Here is a 17,745-nt window from a genome sequence, read left to right on the forward strand (position 1 = left end):
GTACCGGTCACGTCACCCTCCTCGGTGGACGGCCAGCATGCGGGCGATCGAGTCGGGCCATCGGTACCCCGACGCCCGACGTCGGGCAGCCGATTCCCGGTCCGGCCGCGGCAGGGCGAGCACCTCCTCGATGGCGTCGGCGAATGCGGCGGGCGAATTGGCAGCCAGCGCACCACAACTCGCGTCGACCATGCCGGCCACCGCCGACGACGTGGACGCGACCACCGGGGTCCCCGAGGCCAGGGACTCGAGCGCCGACAGGCAGAAGGTCTCATGCGGACCCGGGGCCAGAGAGATCTCGGTGGTGGCGAGCAGTGCGGCGACCTCACCGCGGTCGGCGACGTGACCGAGGAACGTGACCGGTAGGTCGCGTGCCGCGCGCTGCAGGGCGGGTCGTCGGGGTCCGTCGCCGGCGACCACCAGGTGTACCTTGCGGCGTGACTTGTGCAATCGCCCGATCGCGGCGATGCTGCGGTCGGCCCGCTTCTCGGGGGACAGGCGCCCGCAGTGGGTGATCAAGGTGGTCGTGTGATCGGCGAACCGGGCGCCGACGGCGGGATCGGCGTGGCGTGGGTCGAAGACGTCGAGGTCGACGCCGAGGGGCGCGTGCTCGATGTTGGCCGCGCCGATGCGGGCGAACTCGGCGGCTGCGAAGTCGGTGGTGCACACCACCGTGTCGAAGGAGTCGGCGGTTCTTCGGTTCGCCTCGTCGGCGAGTGCGCGCGCCAACGGGTTGGGCATGGTCATCGCGAGGAGTCGGTCGAGCCGTTCGTGCGACACCATCGTCGAGTGGATGTCGCGCCGGCGCGCCCATCGGCCGAAACCGCGAAGGGTGAGGCGATCCGATACCTCGAGCGCGTCGGGCCCGAGATGGCTGAGGATGTCGGCGACGCGTCTGGCCGATGCGACACGGTAGCCGCCTGAGAACGGCAGTCGCGGCGCGCTCACCGAGATCCGTTGGACCCCGCTTGGCAGGGTCTCGGTGTGATCGTCGACGCCGGGAACCACCAGGATCACCTCATGACCGTCTGCCACGTACCCGGCGCCCCAACGGTCGATCGCGGTGCGCAGTCCACCCGACCGGGCTCCGTAGAAGTTGGCGAGCTGCACGATGCGCACCCGCTCAATGAGGTCGGACCGGGGTGAACCCCTACCGACTGTTGCCTCACGAGCCGCCGATCAGCGGGTGAACACCTCGCCGATCGGGCGCAGAAGTTCGTCGATCGGGCGCACAGCGCCCGCCTTGAGCGTCAGAGGCCGTACTGCGCCTTCACGTCCTTCGTACGGATGTGCTCGAAGTAGAAGGACAGGAACGGAATGGTGCCCGCGATCGCGGTGATGACGATCTTGCCGAGCGGCCAGCGCACCTTGATCGCCAAATCGATGGTGACGATCAGATAGACGAAGTAGACCCAACCGTGCACGATCGGCACGAAGTCGAGCGCGTCGACACCGAATCCGTACTTGAGGATCAGCTCGGCGACCAGCAGGAGCAACCACAGGCCCGTGATCCAGGCGAGGACGCGGTAGCGCAGCAACGCAGGCCGGACCTTCTCCACGGGTGTGCCGGTGGTGGTACTGGTTGTTTCGGTCACCTGCGATGTTCCTCACTGCTCGACAGAGATTCGTCTGACCGACCGAGTTCGGTCAGGTATGCGTTGTACTCGGCCAGCGCGGAATCGTCGTATTCCGACGGCGCGGACGACAGCGATGACGCACTCGAAGTGGTGGGCCGCTCGGGCAGCAGGCCCGCGGGGATCTCGGTCGCCCCCTTGGCGCCGGGCGCGATCTTGGCCTTCTCCTCCGGATCACTTTCCAGGACAACGAAACGCCGATAGGCCCAGATCACGGCGACGGCGAACGCCGGCCACTGCAGGGCGTATCCGAGATTCTGGGCGGTGCCCGACGCGGACTCGTACCGGTCCCACTGCCACCACGCCAGCGCGAGACACGCCAGTGCCGCGACGATCACCAGGACGATGAGTGCCGGACGATGCCGGTGCCTGGGGGTGGAGGAGCCCGATTCCATACCGTCGACGGTACCTGGCCAGCGATGATCGGTTCACGGGCGGTACTCTGACGCAGGCGCCGGTGTGGCCGGCGACACGCGCGAGTGGCGGAATTGGCAGACGCGCTGGATTTAGGTTCCAGTGTCTCAGGACGTGCGGGTTCAAGTCCCGCCTCGCGCACCACTCAGCGACGGTCCTGGCGCCTCGTATCGTCGGACGTCCTTTCCTGATGCTCGTCGTGCTTCTCGTTGACGTCTCGCAGGCGGAGCATGCGGCCCACGATGAGTGCCACGACGACGGCAATCGTCACCCAGACGGTGACCAGGATTGCGACGATCAACCATGTGGACATACCCCACGGTACGCACAGGGGGTGCCCGATCGACAAGTCCGCCTGCATACAGCGCTGCGACGGGTACCTGCGTCCGATTGGCGGGAAACTGTGCCCGATGGGCGGGAAACTGTGCCCGCTCGGCGACGACGGGCATGGCCCTCATTCGCCCGGGAACACGATCCCGATCTCTGCACGGATGCGGTCCATCACCCCGAGGGTCGCGACCACGTCCGCGGACGGATGGATGGCGGAGTCGATGGCGCCGTCGACGATCCGTCGCGCCGCATCGGCGGCCGAGAAGTGCAGCCCGTCCTCATGGGATGCCGACTCCTCCTCATGGACCAGCGGTTCACCGGCCCGCGGCACCAGCCGGAACGGCCCCGGCTGGTAGAACGGCCCGGCTAGCTCCAGGTACCCGTCCTCACCGGCGACGGATGCGGTGGTCGGCGTGTCGGCCAGGATCGTCGTCGAGACGAAGGACTGGCCGCCGTCACGATGGCCCAGGGTGACCGAGATCTGGCCGTTGAGTTCGTGATTCGCGGCTACGCCGATCGCCGACACGGTATGCACCTCACCGAGGACCCACTGGGCGAAGGCCACCGGGTAGGTGCCCAGGTCCAGCATCGGGCCGCCCGCGAGCGCCGGATCGTAGATCCGGTGGGCGGTGGTGAAGTACTCGCCGTGATCGGCGGCCACGGTGCGCAGTGTCCCCAGTGTCCCGTCGTCCAGGAGTTGGCGGATCACATCGAACTTCGGCAGGAACCTCGTCCACATCGCCTCGCCCGCGAACACGCCGGCCGCGTGGGCGACCGCGAAGACCTCGCGCGCCTGGGCGACGTTGATCCCGGCAGGCTTCTCGATGAGGACGTGCTTGCCGGCCGCGATCGCGTCCAGCGCACATCGATGATGCTGCGGATGCGGCGTACTGACGTAGACGATGTCGACATCCGGATCGCCGAGGAGCGCTTCGTAACCGGCGTGTGCGGTGGGAATGCCCATGCGCCTGGCGAACTCGTCGGCACGATCGGCAGATCGAGATCCGACCGCTATGACCCGCTGACCGGTGTGCTTGTGCAGCGCCCCGACGAACCGCTGTGCGATCCAGCCCGGTCCCATGATTCCCCAGCGCAGTGAGGGCGCCGTCGACGGGTCGAGCGTTCGGGGTGCCGGCAGGTGCCCCGGCACGTCAGTTCCGGTACTTGTCGACGTAGTCGGTCATGGTCGCCAGCTGATACCGCGAGACGTCGCTCGCGTTCTCGTTCTCGGCGAAGACACTGGACACCATGACGGCGTCGTCACGGTCGTAGAAACCGATCTCGCCGAGCGTGCCGAAGAACTCCTCCCAGTTCACGTCACCGTCACCGATCTTCAGGTGCTGGTGCACCCGGACCGCGTTGCCGGGCGGATTGGTGATGTACCGAAGGCCATGTGACGCATGGTGATCCATGGTGTCGGCGACGTGCACCAATCGCAGCATGTCGCCGGCGGTGGTCATGATCTCGGCCGTGTTGTCACCCATGTGAAAGGAATGGCAGGCCACATAGACGAGGCCGAAGTTCTTCGAATTGATCCCGCGGATCATCCGGATCGCGGCCAGGCCGTCCTCGACGAAGTCGTCGGGGTGCGGGTCGATCCGTACGTCGATGCCCTCACGCTCGATGATCGGCACCAGTTGCTCCATCGAGCGGTAGAAGGCGCGCTCGGATTCCTCGGCGTTCTCGGGGCGGCCGGAGAACTCGGTGTTCATCACGTTGACGCCCAGATCGATGGTGATCTGGATGGCCCGCTTCCAGTAGCGGACAGCGGCTTCGCGGGCGTCCTCGTCGGGGCCGGACCAGCGCAGGACCGGTAGCACCGACGCGATGCCGACGCCGGCGTCCGTGCAGGCCTTGCGAAACTTCGCGACGAGGTCGTCGTCGGCCTTGGGGTGGTTGAAGAACGGGATCATGTCCGCGTGCGGCGTCAGCTGGAGGTACTCGTAGCCGAGATCGGCCACGACGCCGGGCAATTCGAGCAGCGAGTGGCTGTGGTGGAACGGGGTGGGGTCGAGCGCGACCTTCATGTCGGGACCTTCCTCGGTGGGGTGTCAGGCGTCAGCTGAAACGGACGGCAGGCACGCCACAGGAACCGAGGTAGCGCGCGGTGCGCTGGGCGATCGGCAGCGGGGCGTCGGGGGCGCACGGGTACATGTCCTGTTCGACGATCGCGAAGATGTCGATGTCCAGGTCGGCGACGGCGTCGAGCAGCGGCGGCATCTCCGGGATGCCGCGCGGAGGTTCGGTCATCGCGCCGAGACGGACCGCCTCACCGAACGGAAGGTCGTCGGCGGCGACCTTCGCGCGCACGGCCTCGTCGACCTGCTTGAGGTGTAGATAGCCGAGGCGCTCGGGGTGCTTGCGGATGATGGCCAGATTGTCGCCGCCGCAGTAGCTCACGTGCCCGGTGTCGAGGCACAGATTGACGAACTCGCCGTCGGTGTTCTCGAGGAACCGATAGATGTTCTCCTCGGTGTCCACGTGGCTGTCCGCGTGCGGGTGATATTGGGCGCGCACGCCGTACTTCTCGAACATGGCCTTGCCGAGCTCGTTCATGCCCCGGGTCTTGGCGAGCCATTGGTCGTCGGTGAGGTGGCGGTCCTCGAGGACCACACCGGTCGCCGGGTCACGCCACATCTCCGGGATCACCACCACATGCTTGCCGCCCACGGCTGCGGTGAGCTTGGCGACGTCCTCGATCTGAGACCACACGGCATCCCACGAGTCGTCTTGGTGGAGGTGCTCGAAGACGGTGCCCGCGGACAGTCTCAGGCCCCGCTCGCCGAGTTCGTCGAGGAGTTGTTCCGGATCGGTCGGCAGATAGCCGAACGGTCCGAGTTCGATCCACTCGTAACCGGATGCGGCCACCTCGTCCAGGAATCGGGTGTACGGGGTCTGCTGGGGATCCTCGGGGAACCAGACGCCCCATGAGTCAGGTGCAGAACCGACGATGATGTTGCTCACTGATGTTGTCCCTTCGGGTGTTCAGATACTGGTGGCAGAGAGTGCCGGATACGAGATGGTCTCGGGTACGCCCGAGCGCAGAGACCTGGTGGCGGCCTCGGCGATCGCCTGGGCCTTGAGTGCCTCGGGCAGCGTGGGGCCGATCGGGGTGCCGGAGTCGACCGCGGACACGAAGTGGTCGAGTGCGCTGCGATAGGTCGGGGCGACCCGCCCGAACCATCCAGGATGCATGCCGTCGGTGACCAGGCTCCCGGCGCGATAGCGGGTGACCGACCCGACGCGCTGCCGACCTGCCTCGATCATCCCGTCGGAGCCCAGCACCTCGATACGCTCGTCGTACCCGTAACCGATGCGACGCACGCTGTCGATCTGAACGAGTGCGCCACTGGGTATCCGGAGGATCACGACCGAGGTGTCGACGTCGCCGAGATCGGTCAGGCCGGGATCGGTGAACACGGAGCCCGTGGCGAACACCGACTCGGGGTCCTCGCCGGTGATCCAACGCGCGAGGTCGAAGAAGTGCACGGTCTGATCCCGCATCTGACCGCCGGAGACCGCGACGTAGTCCAACGGCGGCAGGGCCGGACCTCGGGTGGTCATCTGGACGAGTTCGACGGTGCCTATCTCGCCCGCGCGCACCGCATGATGGAGTTGTGCGTAGTCGCGGTCGAAGCGTCGGTTGAAGTCGACCATCATCGGGCTCCCGGCGGCCCCCACCTCGCCGACGGCGTCGATCGCGTGCTGCAGATCGAGATCGATCGGCTTCTCGCAGAGAACGGCCAGTCCGGACTCCGCGGCGCGTCGGAGGTGATCGGCATGCGTGTCGGTCGACGAGGCGATCAATACCGCGTCGACCTCCGAGGAGGCGAAAGCCGCATCGAGATCAATTGCCCGAGTGAGGTTCCGGGTAGCAAGGTCGGTGGAGCGCGCGGTGTCGACGTCGTAGACGCCGACGAACTCGACACCTGAATGGGCGGCGAGGTTCTCGGCATGAACCGAGCCGATGAACCCTGCGCCGATCAGCGCCATGCGGACCATTCGCGCGCGCTCCTTCTGTCGGAAACCGGCGAACCGTGGGACAGTGGGACACTATGGGACCGGTCCCAGTCACCATACGTGGTGCAGATCACCAGGGCAATAGGATGAACGACTGTGAGTGTTGACGAAGTGAATCCCGATGGCGGTGCTGCCGTCGTCGGCGGTCGACGAGCTGCGACGATCCGCGACGTTGCCGCTCACGCGGGCGTGTCGAAGTCCGTGGTCTCGCGGGTGGTGCGCGACGAGCCGAATGTCAGCGAAGAACGTCGGGAGCGGGTGCGCGCGGCGATGGCCGAACTCGGCTACCGGCCGAACTCCATCGCGCGAGGTCTGTCGGAGGCTCGTAGCGGCACCGTCGGTGTGGTGATCAACGACCTGCGGAACCCGTGGTACGTCAGTCTGATCGAAGGCCTGGCGACGACGTTGGACGCGGTGGATGTCGCGCCGATCCTGGTGGACAGTCGACTTGATCACCAGGTCGGTCGCGACACCGTGGAGACATTGCTGTCCCGGCAGGTGGACGGTCTGGTGGTGGTGGGTACGACCGACGCACACGTGGATGTCGAGCGGGCGGCGCAGTCGATTCCGGTGGTGCTCGCCGGCACCCTCGAGCCGGATATGCCGACCGTGGACATCTCGGTCGACGACGATCTCGTCGGCGCGCGGCTGGCCACCGAACACCTTCTCGCGCTGGGGCATCGCCGACTTGCGCACATCCAGGGGCCGGGCGTGGTCGGGACCCTCCGTCGGCGGGGATTCGAGGAGACCATCGCCGAGTCGGGTGCGGCGGTCGAATCCGTGATGGTGGAGTACGGCGGCATGACCGAGGACGGCGGACATGCGGCGGCCGCGCGACTACTCGACTCCGCTGCGCCGCCCACCGCGATCTTCGGCTTCAACGACATGACGTGCCTGGGTGCGATGTCCGCGGCCGATGACCGAGGCATCTCGGTGCCCCGTGACCTGGCGCTCCTCGGCTACGACAATACGCAGTTGGCCGGCCTGCGGCACATCTCGCTGACCTCCATCGACAACGGGAACTTCACCGTCGGTGCGCAGGCGGCGAAGTTCCTCATCCAGCGCATGGACAGACTCGCCGCCCCGCGGCGGGTCTATCGGCACACGCCAGAACTGGTGGTCAGACGGACGACGGCGGCACCCCGCTGACCTTCGAGCAGGGTGCTGCCGTGTATCTCAGCCGCGGGCGTACAGGGCCAGGGCGACGAGCGCGGGCTGGCCGAACAGCCGGATGAGACGTTTGCGATCCGAGTCGAGACCGAACGCATCGATCTTGTTCCGGTACTGATGGATATTGCCAGGGAACACCGCGACGAAGAACGCCGCGGCCAGCGCGCCCAGCGCGCGACGCTGTTTCGGCAGTCCGATGAGCCCGAGCCCGAGTCCGACCTCGGCGACACCGGAGGCGAGCACCGTGGCATCTGCGCCGAGCGGGACGAAGTCCGGCACCTGGGCCTGGAACTCCTCACGTTGGAACGTCATGTGCCCGATGCCCGCGGTGGCGAGGACCGCGCCCAACGTCAGACCGGCGACGCGGTGCGTGTCAGTCATCGGCGAGCGAGAGTGTGACGTCGATGTTGCCGCGCGTCGCATTGGAGTACGGGCATACCTCGTGAGCCTTCTCGACCAGCGACTTCGCTGTTGCGTGATCGGCCGACGGGAGTGACACCTCGAGTTCGACCGCGAGCCCGAATCCGCCCGATTCGGTCGAACCGAGCGAAACCCGTGCTCCGACAGCAGAATCGGTCACGTCCCCACCTTCCTGGCCGGCCACGAGTCGCAGGGCGCTGTGGAAGCAGGCGGCATATCCGGCGGCGAAGAGCTGCTCGGGGTTCGTGCCCACCCCGGAGCCGCCGAGTTCCTTCGGCATGTCGAGGTCGAAGTCGAGCTTGCCGTCGGAGGTCCGGGCATGACCGTTGCGACCGTCGCCGGTCGCCAGTGCCTCTGCCGTGTAGATCGCCTTCATGATTCGATTCCTTTCGGTGATGCGGGCGCGTCGAGGTGTCGGCGCAACTCGTCGGTGAGTTCGTGCAGGGTGGTGCGGAGTGCGATGAGTGCCGCAGGGTCGAACGAGACGTCGGCGCCCGATTCTTGAGCTTCCGATTCGCCTGCGCCGGATTCGCCTGCGCCGGATTCGTCTGCGCCGAAATCCTCCTCCGCAACATCGACGATCGCCGACGCGAGGGATTCGTAGACGCAATCCGCGTGCCCGCCCAGCGCGACCCCCTCGGGAGTGAGGGCCACGGTGACCGATCGCTCGTCGTCGTCTGACCTGCGGCGGGTGACATGGCCCAACGTCTCGAGTCGTCGGACCAGTGGTGACACCGTTCCGGAGTCGAGGTGGAGGCGCTGGCACAGTCGGCCGACCGAGATCTCGTCTTCTTCCCACAGCACGAGCATCGCGAGGTATTGCGGATAAGTGAGTCCGAGTTCACGGAGGCCGGGGCGCTGCGCCGCGATCACCGCACGGGATGCGGTGTAGAGCGCGAAGCAGAGCTGGTCGTCGAGGCGGACGGAGGTCACCCATACGACACTAGCGCATTGTTTGTTGTGCACAACATGGTTGTGGGACATTTGACTGTGCGGTGAAGCGTGTCAACCTGGGTTGACGAATCGCCGGGTGGCCGGCACCCTGGAGGGATGAAGACCGGCATCGACAGCGACGACGGCGATACGCCGATCGAGGAGCTGACGCGGATTGCCGCGGTCCGCCGCGACATCGCCCGCGAGGAAGAAGTTGCGGTGCGCCGTGCGCGCCATGCGGGCCTGTCGTGGGCCGAGATCGGCACCTTGCTCGGGGTCTCGAAACAGGCGATGCACAAGAAGTATCGGAAGGTCGGATGAGCGCCGCACAACCGCTGGCCGACGACGCGGTGGTCGATGCGCTCGGTGCCGACCTGCGATCCGCGGGCTACAGTGCCGACGGTGTGGCCGAGCTGCTGGGTGACGAGGCGAACGAGGCGCTCGGCCGGGGGATCTGGTGGCCTGCGCTGCACGCCACCCGTCGGGCGCAGGAGGACTCGTCTCGACTCGCCACGGTGATCAGGCTCTTCCTCCTCGGTTCCGATGAGTCGGAAACAGCGGTTGCTCAGGCATTTCCAACGGCCGGGGTGGGTGCGCTGATCGTCAACGGTGTGATCGCCCGGTTCGGCGCCGAGATGATCCGCGCGACGCTCGACATCCGGCCGCACGCCGACGACGTCCGCGAGTACCTGGTCGTGTCGGACCAGGATGCGGTGATGAGGTCGGGACCGGTCGACCGTGAACATGTGCTCGGCATCGGTGGCGCGTCGGTGTCGTTGGCGCGCGCGGTGATCCGCACGCCGGTGCGCCGCGCGCTCGACATCGGGACCGGTTGTGGCATCCAGTCCCTGCATCTCGGCACCCACTGTGACGAGATCGTGGCGACTGATACCAACGAGCGCGCTCTCGCTCTCGCCGGAGCAACCGCACGACTCAACGGGATGCGCTGGGAGCTACGGTCCGGCAGCCTGTTCGAGCCGGTGGCGGGTGAGCGGTTCGACCTGATCGTCTCCAACCCGCCGTTCGTCGTCGGCGCCGGCGCCCAGGATTACGTCTATCGTGATTCCGGCATGATCGGCGACGCACTGTGCGCCGACCTGATCAGGCAGATCCCCGACCACCTGAATCCCGGTGGCACGGCGCAGATCCTGGCCAACTGGATCGTGCCGACGGACGCGGACTGGCGGGACCGGGTGCGCGGCTGGCTGGCTCGAACAGGACTGGATGCCTGGGTCGTCCAACGCGAGCTGGCCGACCCGGTCAGCTACATCTCGCTCTGGTTGTCCGACGCGGGAGAGTCATCCGACACCGTCGCCGAACGCGGCGCGCAGTGGCTCGACTGGTTCGCCGACTCCGGGATCGCCGGCATCGGCATGGGACTCATCACGATGCGCCGCCGGATCGAGGGGGAGGTCGGAGAGCCCGACCTGGTCATCGAGGAGATCACCGGGGCGGGGGAGGAGGTGACGGGAACCGAAGCCCAGGCATTCCTGGCCCGGCGTCACTACCTCCGGACCACGTCTGACGCGCATCTACTCAGCGCCCGGTTGTCGACCGCGCCGATCTTCCTGGAGGAGCAGTCACTGCCCGGAGAAGAAGGCTGGCAGCAGATCTCGGCGGCGGTGCGCCGGCCAGGCGGGCCGGGTGCCCTGCTCGGGGTCGACGAGGTGTCGCGAGCGCTGCTCGCGGGATGTCGGGGGCAGGTGCCGCTCGGCACGCTGATCGACCTGCTCGCCGGCTTTCACGGAGTGGACGAGGGAGCGCTCGCCGAGGCGGCGTTGCCGGTCGTGCGTGAAGCGGTCGGGCGGGGGATTCTCTACGAGGCGACCTGAGGCAGGTCTCGGTCACATTCACGTTGTGCGGCAGCTGTTCTCACGCCGAGGTCGGTGTCAACCGAAGGTCGCGTCCAATGCGGCGCGGAGGTCCGATTCGAGGTCGGCGTGATCCTCGAGGCCGACCGAGAACCGGAGATGTCCCCATCGCCGGAAGTCGGCCGGGTAGGCGGCCACCCGGGGACCGTCGGTGCCGACGTGCACGATCAACGACTCGTCGTGGCCGAGGGAGACCGCCGAGGTGATCACCCGCAGGTGGGAAACGAAACGATTCTGCGCGTCGGGACTGCCGTTCACCGCGAACGCCATCATCCCGCCGAAGCCGCGGCCGCCGAATTGTCGTGTGGCGAGCTCGTGTTGCGGGTGCGATTCCAGGCCGGGATAGGCGACGAACGCGATCCGCTCGTCCGCCTCGAGAAACCCGGCCAATCGCTGCGCATTCGATTGATGCTGGGCCAGTCGCAACGGGAGGGTTATCGATCCGCGTGAGATGAGCCACGCGTTGAACGGTGAGATCACCCCGCCCACATCGACCATCGCCTCCGCCTTGATCGGTTCGACGAGATCTGTCCGCCCGATGACCGCACCGCCCATCGCGTCTCCGTGTCCGTTGATGTACTTCGTGAGCGAGTGGGCCACGAGGTCGGCGCCATCGGTGATGGGGCGGTAGAGCGGTGGTGGGGTGAACGTCGAGTCCACCACCAGCAGTGCATCGGCGCCGTGAGCGATGTCGGCGAGGGCCGCGATGTCGGCGACCTTCGTCGTCGGGTTGGCGACGGCCTCGGTGATCAGCAAGCGGGTGGTGGGGCGCACTGCCGCGCGTACGGCGTCGAGGTCGGTGACGTCGACGAAGGTGGCCTCGATCCCGTACTTGCGGGGTAACAACGACGACCAGAGCTTCCAGGTCGCCTCGTAGGTGGTGTCCGACACCACGACGTGATCACCGGCCGCGACGTGGGTGAAGAAGATCGCGTGCAGGGCCGCGACACCGGAAGCGAGAGCGACGGCATCCTCACCGTGGTCGAGCGCCGCGAGCTTCTCCTGCAACGCGATCTGGTTGGCGCCCGAGTTGCGGGTGTAGAACAGCCGGTCGGTCGCGGACCAGTTCATCGTGGACGGGTCGTCGGGCAGGCGATAGGAGTTCGCCATGGTGATCGGCGTCCGGATGGCGCCCGACGAGCCCTCCGTGTTGCCGGCGTGGACACACAGCGTGTGGTCGCCGACGGCGCCCAGTGGTTGCCGGTGGGATGATTCTGACGACGTCATGATGCAGCTCCGACGGTCTCGGCGGGTTGTGCCGCCACAGTGGATGGAAGTGCCTGATGGCTGCGTCGTTCGATCCGCCGCGCGAGAATGACCGGCAGCCGGTGGAGTTTGTCGATGTGGCAGGCACTCCGGAACTCCGACCACGCCCAGCAGAGGCCGAAAACAGTGAGGACCACGCAGGTGGTCGTCACCGATTCCCACGGTCGGTGGGCCACATGTATCGGTATGAGCACGAGCGCGATCGCCTGCAACACATAGGAGTCGAGGCTGCGGGTGCCGGTCATCACGAGGGGCCGCAGCCAATCCTTGTGCCACCAACGCAGTAACACGCGGAAGATCCCGTAGATCGCCGGGACCACGAGCCACGCGCCGATCGCACGGGCGGGTCGGAAATCCAACTTGTCGGCGATCGCCGGCTCGAATTGTATCCACGGACCCGCATCGACCACGAAATGCAGGATCAGCGCGACACCGATCGCGACCGCCACGATCACGGGGAGCCACCGATCGATGAACTCGGGCACCCGCCAATCCCGCCACTTCCAACCGACCACCACCGCCGGGACGAACATGATCTGCCACGCCGCCCAGTTCTGGATTCGCGGCGCCGCCATGGTCGCCGTCAGGTAGAGCCAGTCGGGCGAGAACATCAGCGAGACCACGTACAGGGCAATCGAACCCCCGAGGACGACCGGCCACCATCCCCGCATCAACATGGGGAAGAGGACATAGGCCGATGCCATCAGCACCATGTAGAGCAACAGGATGTTCCCGCCGCTCGGTAGGTATCGCATCTGCAATGCCAGGCCCAGTCCTTGGCCCCAACCGTCGATCGGGAGCAGCAGGGTCAGCCAGCGATGGCCCTCGATGGCCGCCGCGACCGCGATCAGCGCGATCGTCAGCTGGCATACGTAGAGGACCGCCAGTCGCTTGGTGAGTCGCCAGTAGGCGAAGCGCAACGAGATGCGTTCGATCCAGCGCCGGTAGACCAGCCCCAGCACCATTCCCGATAGCAATACGAACGCCGACATCCCGTCCACGTACGGGTATGCGTGGGTGGGTGCGGCGATGAGCGTGCCGGCGGCAAAGTGCAGCGAGATCATGCTCCAGATCGCGAGCCCCCGCGTCGCGTCGATGGCGAGATCTCGATTCATCGGATGACACCTTACGTTGTCGATCGTCCGGGGACGCCACGGCGACCGTGGTCACCCCACCCGACGGGAACGCCCGGCTCCCGAAGAGGGGAGCCGGGCGCCGGTCGCCGAACCCGACGGGTGTCGTCCCGTCCCGGTGGGCGATCAGGTGTAGAGGTCGGCGATGGCGCGTTTCTGCGCGTCGTGGATCACGTTGCGCTTCAACTTCATCGTCGGCGTCAGCTCACCGGACTCGATGGTGAAGTCGGTGTCCAGGATGGTGAACTTCTTGATCGCCTCGGCCTTCGACACCTTCCCGTTCGCATCTTTGACCGCGGCGTCGATCTCGGCGTGCAGCGTCTCGTTCTCGGCGAGCTCGGCGGGCGACGTGTCGGCCGGCAGGTGGTGACGCTCGAGCCATCCCGGGATCGCTTCCGGGTCGATGGTGATCAGTGCGGCGATGAACGGCTTGTTGTCGCCGACCACGAGGCACTGGCTGACCATCGGATGTGCCCGGATGGTGTCCTCGAGCTGGGCCGGCGAGACGTTCTTGCCACCGGCTGTGACGATCAGTTCCTTCTTGCGTCCGGTGATGAACAGGAAGCCGTCGTCGAGATGACCGATGTCGCCGGTGTGGAACCAGCCGTCGACGATGGACTCCTCGGTCGCCTTGGCATTCTTCCAATAGCCGCCGAAGACCACGGGACCGTTCAGCAGCACCTCGCCGTCGTCGGCGATCCCCACCGTCACGCCGGGAACCGGGCGACCGACGGAGCCGACACGCTGATGCTCCTCGTTGTTGGCGGTCACGGCCGCGGTGGTCTCGGACAGCCCGTAGCCCTCGTACACAGGGATGCCGACGCCGCGGAAGAAGTGTCCGAGTCGCGCACCGAGTGGTGCTCCGCCGGAGATCGCGCCCTCGCACTGGCCGCCGAGCGCGTCGCGCAGCTTGCCGTACACCAAGCGGTCGAACAGCGCGTGCTTGAGCTTCAGGCCGAGGCCGGCGCCACCGTTCTCCATCGCCTTGCTGTATTCGATCGCCGTCTCGGCCGCGCGGTCGAAGATCTTGCCCTTGCCGCCGTCGTATGCCTTCTGCTTGGCGGAGTTGTAGACCTTCTCGAAGACCCTCGGCACCGACAACACGTAGTTCGGATTGAACTTGCCGAGGTCGTCGATGAGGTTCGGGATGTCGTTGGTGTGACCGAGGACGACCCCGTTCTCCACGCAACCGACCGCGACGACTCGGGCGAACACATGCGCCAGCGGGAGAAACAACAGCGTCGACTTGCCCTCGACCAGGCCGGCGCCGACGGCGTCGCGGGTGGCTTCGCACTCGGCCAGGAAGTTGGCGTGGGTCAGGACCACACCCTTCGGCCTGCCGGTGGTGCCGGAGGTGTAGATCAGGGTCGCCGCGTCCGAGGAGAGCGCGTTGGCGTGGCGGGTGTCGAGTTCCGCGTCGCCGATCTTGGCGCCGCGCTTGGTGATCGTCGCCAGTGCGTGGTCGTCGATGATGAGGGTCTCCCGTAGCTCGGGAGCTTCTTCGATGACGCGGATGTGCTTGGTCTGGTGGGCGTGCTGCTCGATGAACAACATCGACGTCCCCGAGTCCTCGAGAATCCACTTCACCTGATCCGGCGCGGACGTCTCGTAGATCGCCACCGTCGTGGCCCCCGAGCGCCAGATCGCATAATCCAGGACGGTCCACTCGTAGCGGGTGGACGACAGGATCGCGACGCGTTCGCCCGGCTTGATCCCGGAGGCGATGAGGCCCTTGGCCACCGCGTCGACCTCGTCGGCAAACTGTTTCGCCGTCACATTCACCCACTGATTCCCGGACCGCTTCCGGAACAACGGCATCGTCGGGCGCTCCGATCGGTACCGGAGAATGCTGTCGACGGTCGTCGCCTTGTCCTCGATGGAAAGGTTCGACGGGGTGGAATACTGCTCCATGGCGGGCTCCCCTGTGCGCAACGAAATTGGTACATAACGGACACGGGCGGGCCCGCGTGAACTCCGTCAGCTGTCTGTTGAGTGTCACTGACAGTACCAGTATCCAGTGGGCGCGATCACAGCTCGGTGCGCTGCGTGAGCAAGGGCAGGTCGACCCTGTGACGTCGTCGTTCGGTGAGATTCCTCGCCAGCGGCCTCGGCGGATTAGAGTGGCAGTGATGAACGGACAGATCGCACATGAGTGAGTCCACCGACGAGAAGGCCGACAACGCCGACGGCCCCGGCGTCACATTCGACGACCTGGACATCGACCCGCAGGTCCGCCAGGCGATCACCGACGTCGGGTACGAGACACCGTCACCGATCCAGGCCGCCACCATCCCGCCGCTGATGGCCGGCCGCGACGTGGTGGGTCTCGCTCAGACCGGAACGGGCAAGACCGCCGCGTTCGCGATCCCGATCCTCTCTCGGCTCGACGCCTCGGCGCGTCGCCCGCAGGCGCTGGTGCTGGCTCCCACGCGTGAGCTCGCCCTGCAGGTGTCCGAGGCATTCGGACGCTATTCGTCGCACATGCCGCAGGTTCGGGTGCTGCCCATCTACGGCGGCCAGAGCTATGGCGTCCAGCTCGCCGGACTCAAGCGGGGTGCGCAGGTCATCGTCGGGACGCCGGGCCGCGTCATCGATCACTTGGACAAGGGCACCCTGGACATCTCCCAGTTGGAATACCTCGTCCTCGACGAGGCGGACGAGATGCTCACCATGGGGTTCGCCGAGGACGTCGAACGGATCCTGGCCGAGACGCCGGACTCCAAGCAGGTCGCGCTCTTCTCGGCGACCATGCCCAGCGCGATCCGTCGATTGGCGCAGCGGTATCTCGACAATCCGCAGGAGATCACGGTCAAGTCCAAGACCGCGACCGCACAGAACATCACCCAGCGGTACCTACAGGTGTCCCACCAGCGCAAACTCGATGCGCTCACCCGGTTCCTCGAAGTCGAGACGTTCGACGCGATGATCGTCTTCGTCCGCACCAAATCAGCCACCGAGGAACTGGCGGAGAAATTGCGCTCGCGCGGCTTCTCCGCGGTCGCGATCAACGGCGACATGGCCCAGGCCCAGCGCGAGCGGACCATCAACCAGCTCAAGGGTGGGGCGATCGACATCCTGGTCGCCACGGATGTGGCTGCGCGAGGACTCGACGTCGAACGCATCTCCCATGTCGTCAACTACGACATCCCACACGACACCGAGTCGTATGTGCACCGGATCGGCCGCACCGGGCGCGCCGGACGGTCGGGAAACGCGCTGCTGTTCGTGTCGCCGCGGGAGCGACATCTGCTGCGGGCCATCGAGCGGGCGACGCGGTCGACCCTGACCGAGATCGGGTTGCCCAGCGTCGAGGACGTGAATGCGCAGCGTGTCGCGAAATTCGCGGATTCGATCAACGAGAACCTGGGGTCCGACCACCTCGACCTGTTCCGCAAGCTCGTGGAGGATTACGCGCGCGACAAGGACGTCACGATGGCCGACATCGCCGCGGCGCTCGCGCTCGAGACCCGCGACGGAGGTTTCCTCATGTCCCCCGACCCGCCGGAGGGGCAGCGCGCCGATCGGCGCGAGCGTGCTCCACGAGGGTCCGGCGGCGGCCAGTTCGCCACCTACCGGATCGCGGTCGGACGTAAGCACAAGGTCTCCCCGGGTGCGATCGTCGGCGCGATCGCCAACGAGGGCGGACTGTCCCGCGGGGACTTCGGCAACATCAGCATCCGCGACGACTTCTCCCTCGTCGAGCTCCCGGAGAATCTCGACAACGAGACCCTTGCCGGCCTGCGGAACACCAGGATCGGGAAGACTCCCATCGACATCCGCCGTGACTACGGGCCACCGCGGTCGCGAGGCGGCGCCAAACGCGGACAGGGTCAGCGCGGCGGGCCTGCGCGCGACGGCCACGGGAAACGACCGGATCACTGGGGCAAGCGGACCACGCCGCGAGTGGCCGGCCGCGGCCGGAGCTGAACGAATCCGACGAGATACCTGTGGGGTTTGGTATTTCGTGGTGTAAAACTTGCCGGATCGAGATATTTCCGTAACCTTTGTTGGTGGGGGAGCGCCAGACCTCAGGGGTCGTGCGCATCGCGACCCACCCCTTCTGATCACGGCTGAACCGTGCGTCAGTGGCGGTTCCAGGCAGACGACTCAACAGGAACGGTGACTCACCAGTGTCAGTGGTGGATTCGATAACAGCAGCCGACGCGAAGTCGCATTGTGAGGACGATCACGCAGTGATCGTCGATGCGCGCCCTCAGGTGGTCCGACACCAGGGCAGTCTGCCCGGTGCGGTGGTGGTGGACCCGAGAGATGTCCGCGATCGGTTCAAGCCCACCCCGTCGGGAACGTTCCCCATCGTGCGCGATCCCGACACCGAGATCGCTGTCGTGTCGGTGCGATCGCAGGCACCCGCCATTGCCGAGGAGATCGCGGATCTCGGTTACACGAACGTGCGCTACGTCGACGGTGGTTTCCCCGCCCTGCGCACCGCGTATCGCGCGTAGTCGAACACCGCGTACCGCGCCCAGTCGAATCCGCACGCACCGAGTCCGATTGGTAGCGTTCTTGACGTATCCACGCCAGTGAATCCAGCCG

General features: G+C 66.5%; 19 protein-coding genes and 1 tRNA gene. 6 read left to right on the forward strand and 14 right to left on the reverse strand.

Going from position 1 to position 17,745, the window contains the following annotated elements; translation table 11 throughout:
* Positions 1-12: 12 nt before the first annotated feature.
* From ACPXCG_RS18405 to ACPXCG_RS18415, 3 genes are all read right to left on the reverse strand, one after another.
* On the reverse strand, positions 13-1,119 hold the full coding sequence (locus ACPXCG_RS18405) for a glycosyltransferase (protein ID WP_425793520.1): 1,107 nt from the start codon (positions 1,117-1,119) through the stop codon (positions 13-15).
* Positions 1,120-1,250: 131 nt separating this feature from the next.
* A complete protein-coding gene (locus ACPXCG_RS18410) occupies positions 1,251-1,595 on the reverse strand; it encodes a DUF3817 domain-containing protein (protein ID WP_425793521.1) in 345 nt (114 codons plus the stop codon).
* Entirely contained in the window at positions 1,592-2,029 is a 438-nt protein-coding gene (locus ACPXCG_RS18415; protein WP_425793522.1) for a transcriptional regulator, read from the reverse strand. The genes ACPXCG_RS18410 and ACPXCG_RS18415 overlap by 4 nt, the downstream gene beginning before the upstream one ends.
* Positions 2,030-2,107: 78 nt before the next feature.
* On the opposite strand from ACPXCG_RS18415, the gene ACPXCG_RS18420 reads away from it, so the two are divergent.
* Positions 2,108-2,192, forward strand: a tRNA-Leu gene (locus ACPXCG_RS18420).
* A gap of 1 nt (position 2,193) precedes the next feature.
* On the opposite strand, the gene ACPXCG_RS18425 is transcribed toward ACPXCG_RS18420, so the two are convergent.
* The 5 genes from ACPXCG_RS18425 to ACPXCG_RS18445 form a co-directional block, all read right to left on the reverse strand.
* Positions 2,194-2,361 carry a hypothetical protein gene (locus tag ACPXCG_RS18425; protein ID WP_425793523.1) on the reverse strand — a complete coding sequence of 56 codons (168 nt, stop codon included), beginning with the start codon at positions 2,359-2,361 and terminating at the stop codon, positions 2,194-2,196.
* A gap of 141 nt (positions 2,362-2,502) precedes the next feature.
* Positions 2,503-3,528, reverse strand: a complete 1,026-nt coding sequence (locus tag ACPXCG_RS18430) for a Gfo/Idh/MocA family protein (protein WP_425793525.1) — start codon at positions 3,526-3,528, stop codon at positions 2,503-2,505.
* A gap of 1 nt (position 3,529) precedes the next feature.
* Positions 3,530-4,405, reverse strand: coding sequence for a sugar phosphate isomerase/epimerase family protein (locus tag ACPXCG_RS18435; RefSeq protein ID WP_425793526.1), 876 nt, complete (start codon positions 4,403-4,405; stop codon positions 3,530-3,532).
* Between the two features lie 31 nt (positions 4,406-4,436).
* Positions 4,437-5,342 carry a sugar phosphate isomerase/epimerase family protein gene (locus ACPXCG_RS18440; protein WP_425793527.1) on the reverse strand — a complete coding sequence of 302 codons (906 nt, stop codon included), beginning with the start codon at positions 5,340-5,342 and terminating at the stop codon, positions 4,437-4,439.
* 21 nt (positions 5,343-5,363) lie between these two features.
* The gene (locus ACPXCG_RS18445; RefSeq protein ID WP_425793528.1) at positions 5,364-6,380 is read right to left on the reverse strand and encodes a Gfo/Idh/MocA family protein; all 1,017 of its coding nucleotides are present in this window, start codon (positions 6,378-6,380) and stop codon (positions 5,364-5,366) included.
* Positions 6,381-6,494: 114 nt separating this feature from the next.
* Between ACPXCG_RS18445 and ACPXCG_RS18450 the strand changes: the two genes are divergently transcribed.
* Entirely contained in the window at positions 6,495-7,547 is a 1,053-nt protein-coding gene (locus ACPXCG_RS18450) for a LacI family DNA-binding transcriptional regulator (protein ID WP_425793530.1), read from the forward strand.
* Between the two features lie 27 nt (positions 7,548-7,574).
* On the opposite strand, the gene ACPXCG_RS18455 is transcribed toward ACPXCG_RS18450, so the two are convergent.
* Genes ACPXCG_RS18455 through ACPXCG_RS18465 form a run of 3 tightly spaced genes read right to left on the reverse strand, consistent with a single transcriptional unit; the run spans position 7,575 to position 8,921 of the window.
* Positions 7,575-7,949: a DoxX family protein gene (locus tag ACPXCG_RS18455; protein ID WP_425793531.1), complete on the reverse strand. Its 375-nt coding sequence runs from the start codon at positions 7,947-7,949 to the stop codon at positions 7,575-7,577.
* Positions 7,942-8,364 carry an organic hydroperoxide resistance protein gene (locus ACPXCG_RS18460; RefSeq protein ID WP_425793532.1) on the reverse strand — a complete coding sequence of 141 codons (423 nt, stop codon included), beginning with the start codon at positions 8,362-8,364 and terminating at the stop codon, positions 7,942-7,944. The genes ACPXCG_RS18455 and ACPXCG_RS18460 overlap by 8 nt, the downstream gene beginning before the upstream one ends.
* Entirely contained in the window at positions 8,361-8,921 is a 561-nt protein-coding gene (locus tag ACPXCG_RS18465; RefSeq protein WP_425793533.1) for a MarR family winged helix-turn-helix transcriptional regulator, read from the reverse strand. Before ACPXCG_RS18465 ends, ACPXCG_RS18460 begins: the two co-directional genes overlap by 4 nt.
* Positions 8,922-9,038: 117 nt before the next feature.
* Here ACPXCG_RS18465 and ACPXCG_RS18470 point away from each other — a divergent pair, with 117 nt between their 5' ends.
* Together ACPXCG_RS18470 and ACPXCG_RS18475 are read left to right on the forward strand one after the other, a co-directional pair.
* Positions 9,039-9,242 carry a hypothetical protein gene (locus ACPXCG_RS18470; protein ID WP_425793534.1) on the forward strand — a complete coding sequence of 68 codons (204 nt, stop codon included), beginning with the start codon at positions 9,039-9,041 and terminating at the stop codon, positions 9,240-9,242.
* Positions 9,239-10,753, forward strand: a complete 1,515-nt coding sequence (locus tag ACPXCG_RS18475) for a DUF7059 domain-containing protein (RefSeq protein ID WP_425793535.1) — start codon at positions 9,239-9,241, stop codon at positions 10,751-10,753. Before ACPXCG_RS18470 ends, ACPXCG_RS18475 begins: the two co-directional genes overlap by 4 nt.
* Positions 10,754-10,810: 57 nt before the next feature.
* Here ACPXCG_RS18475 and ACPXCG_RS18480 read toward each other — a convergent pair whose 3' ends face one another.
* The 3 genes from ACPXCG_RS18480 to ACPXCG_RS18490 form a co-directional block, all read right to left on the reverse strand.
* Positions 10,811-12,019, reverse strand: coding sequence for a trans-sulfuration enzyme family protein (locus tag ACPXCG_RS18480; RefSeq protein ID WP_425793536.1), 1,209 nt, complete (start codon positions 12,017-12,019; stop codon positions 10,811-10,813).
* On the reverse strand, positions 12,016-13,173 hold the full coding sequence (gene opgC / locus ACPXCG_RS18485) for an OpgC domain-containing protein (RefSeq protein ID WP_425793537.1): 1,158 nt from the start codon (positions 13,171-13,173) through the stop codon (positions 12,016-12,018). The genes ACPXCG_RS18480 and opgC overlap by 4 nt, the downstream gene beginning before the upstream one ends.
* Before the next feature lie 144 nt (positions 13,174-13,317).
* On the reverse strand, positions 13,318-15,102 hold the full coding sequence (locus ACPXCG_RS18490) for an AMP-dependent synthetase/ligase (protein WP_425793538.1): 1,785 nt from the start codon (positions 15,100-15,102) through the stop codon (positions 13,318-13,320).
* A 237-nt stretch (positions 15,103-15,339) separates the two neighbouring features.
* Between ACPXCG_RS18490 and ACPXCG_RS18495 the strand changes: the two genes are divergently transcribed.
* The gene (locus ACPXCG_RS18495) at positions 15,340-17,118 is read left to right on the forward strand and encodes a DEAD/DEAH box helicase (protein ID WP_425793540.1); all 1,779 of its coding nucleotides are present in this window, start codon (positions 15,340-15,342) and stop codon (positions 17,116-17,118) included.
* A 203-nt stretch (positions 17,119-17,321) separates the two neighbouring features.
* Positions 17,322-17,654 carry a rhodanese-like domain-containing protein gene (locus ACPXCG_RS18500; protein ID WP_425793541.1) on the forward strand — a complete coding sequence of 111 codons (333 nt, stop codon included), beginning with the start codon at positions 17,322-17,324 and terminating at the stop codon, positions 17,652-17,654.
* The last annotated feature ends 91 nt before the right edge of the window (positions 17,655-17,745 follow it).

The sequence above is a fragment of the Gordonia sp. DT218 genome, from assembly GCF_049847105.1.
Classification (GTDB): domain Bacteria; phylum Actinomycetota; class Actinomycetes; order Mycobacteriales; family Mycobacteriaceae; genus Gordonia.